The 2,691-nt window shown below is 67.5% G+C and carries 1 protein-coding gene and 1 pseudogene; both read left to right on the top strand.

What is annotated here, in order from left to right:
- Positions 1-514: pseudogene (locus I71_RS31485) on the top strand (tRNA lysidine(34) synthetase TilS); the annotation flags it as partial.
- Positions 515-596: 82 nt separating this feature from the next.
- Positions 597-2,534 carry an ATP-dependent zinc metalloprotease FtsH gene (gene ftsH / locus I71_RS31480; RefSeq protein WP_042703620.1) on the top strand — a complete coding sequence of 646 codons (1,938 nt, stop codon included), beginning with the start codon at positions 597-599 and terminating at the stop codon, positions 2,532-2,534.
- The last annotated feature ends 157 nt before the right edge of the window (positions 2,535-2,691 follow it).

Raw genomic sequence — 2,691 nt, 5'->3', positions numbered from 1 at the left:
CGCTGGCGCGGTCGGGGGGCCGGCGCATCCGCTGCGTGACGAGGCGTTGGAACGTCTGCTCGGCGGGCTGGCGGACGGGCGGGGCGGGACGCTGGGAGGCTGCGAGGTCCGGATGCGCCGTGGCGCCGTCATGGTCGCGCGCGAACCGGCGGCGGTGACGGAGCGGCTGACGGTCCCGGCCGGCGGGTCGATCCTGTGGGACGGCCGCTTCGACCTGCAGCTGTCGTCACGATGGCGGCAGCCGGTCACGGTCGCGGCATTGGGGGCCTCCGGCTGGCGCGAATGGGCAGGGCGGCGGGAGGCGGAGGGGCTGCCGGACCTGCCGGTTCCGGTGCGGGAATCGCTGCCAAGCCTTTGGTCGGGCACGGATTTGCTTGGCATACCGATGATCGGCGGCCTATACGGGTTGGGCGCGGATGGACAGGGGCAGACGGACCGCGCGATCTTCCGTCCGCTTTCGTCGTTGGGAAGACCAGCTTTTACGGTTGTTTCGGACCGGGACGGCATTATTTAATCAGGGAACGTGCCCGTAGGAGTCCGGGGTGCGGCCTTGTCGGCGCACCGCATGGCGATGGGTTCGCAGAAAGGCGTGTGACGTGAACAATTTCGGCAAGAACCTCGCGCTCTGGATCATCATAGGGCTGCTGCTCGTGGCCCTGTTCAACCTGTTCCAGAGTTCCTCCACCCGTAGCCCGCAAACGACCGTTCCGTTCAGCGAGCTTCTCGCCGAAGTGGACCGGGGCCAGGTCGCCGACGTGACGATCAAGGGCAACCAGGTTTCGGGCCATTTCTCCGACGGCCGCTCCTTCAGCACCTATGTCCCGCCCGAGGCGGGTCTGGTGGAGCGCCTGACCAACAAGAACGTCCGGATCAACGCGGTCCCCGATGACAGCAACGTGCCGTCGCTGTTCTCGGTGCTGCTGTCCTGGTTCCCGATGCTTCTGCTGATCGGCGTCTGGATCTTCTTCATGCGCCAGATGCAGTCCGGCGGCGGCAAGGCCATGGGCTTCGGCAAGTCGCGGGCGCGCCTGCTGACCGAGAAGGTCGGGCGCGTCACCTTCGACGATGTCGCCGGCATCGACGAGGCCAAGCAGGAGCTGACGGAGATCGTCGAGTTCCTGAAGGACCCGCAGAAGTTCCAGCGGCTGGGCGGCAAGATCCCGAAGGGCTGCCTGCTCGTCGGCCCGCCGGGCACCGGTAAGACGCTGACCGCCCGTGCGGTGGCCGGCGAAGCCAATGTGCCGTTCTTCACCATCTCCGGTTCGGACTTCGTCGAGATGTTCGTCGGCGTGGGTGCGTCCCGCGTCCGCGACATGTTCGAGCAGGGCAAGAAGAACGCCCCCTGCATCATCTTCATCGACGAAATCGATGCGGTCGGCCGCCATCGCGGCGCCGGCCTGGGCGGCGGCAACGACGAGCGTGAGCAGACCCTCAACCAGCTCCTGGTCGAGATGGACGGCTTCGAGGCGAACGAGGGCGTGATCCTGATCGCCGCGACCAACCGTCCGGACGTTCTCGACCCCGCGCTGCTGCGTCCGGGCCGCTTCGACCGTCAGGTCGTGGTGCCGAACCCCGACGTGCTGGGCCGTGAGAAGATCCTCAAGGTCCACATGCGGAAGGTTCCGCTGTCGCCGGACGTCGACGCCAAGGTCATCGCCCGCGGCACCCCCGGCTTCTCCGGCGCCGATCTGGCGAATCTGGTGAACGAGGCCGCCCTGCTGGCCGCCCGCATCGGCAAGCGCGTCGTCGGCATGGCCGAGTTCGAGGCCGCCAAGGACAAGGTCATGATGGGTGCGGAACGCCGCTCCATGGTGATGACCGAGGACGAGAAGAAGCTGACCGCCTACCACGAGGCCGGCCACGCCATCTGCGCCATCCACTGCGTCGATAGCGACCCGGTCCACAAGGCTACCATCATCCCGCGCGGCCGTGCGCTGGGCATGGTGATGCGCCTGCCGGAAGGCGACCGCATCAGCCTGTCGCAGGCCAAGCTGCTGGCCGACCTGACCGTCGCCATGGGCGGCCGCATCGCCGAAGAGCTGATCTTCGGGAAGGAGCGGGTGACCACCGGCGCCTCGGGCGACATCAAGATGGCGACCGAGATGTCGCGCCGCATGGTGACGGAGTGGGGCATGAGCGACAAGCTCGGTCCGCTGCTCTACGGCGAGCCGACTCAGGAGGTGTTCCTGGGCCATTCGGTGACCCAGCACAAGAACATGTCCGACCGCACCGCCCAGCTGGTCGACGAGGAAATCCGCCGCATCGTGGATGAAGCCTACGACCGCGCCCGGACCATCCTGACCGAGAACATCGACCAGTTGCACACCCTGGCCAAGGGGCTGCTGGAGTATGAGACGCTGAGCGGCGACGAGATCAACCGTCTGCTGCGCGGCGAGGCGATCCTGCGCGACGACGACCGCGAGACGATGGCCGTCCCGCCGCGTCCGACCACCGGCACCGGCCGCCGCTCTTCCGTCCCGCCCAGCACCGGGCAGGAAAGCGGTGGAATGGGTCCGGAACCGCAGGGCACCTGACGGTTCGGGGCTTCGAAATGAAGAAGGCGGCGCTGCGAGGCGCCGCCTTTTTTCCTTTGTCGCTTACGATGACGGCAGGAACCGCTCAGAGCGCGCCCTTCTGCTCGCGGCGGCGGTCGAGCGCCACGTCGAACTGGCGCAGCAGCTTCTGCATGCC

The organism is Azospirillum sp. B506 (assembly GCF_000333595.1).
Lineage (GTDB): Bacteria > Pseudomonadota > Alphaproteobacteria > Azospirillales > Azospirillaceae > Azospirillum.
This window is presented reverse-complemented; position numbering and strand designations above follow the sequence as displayed.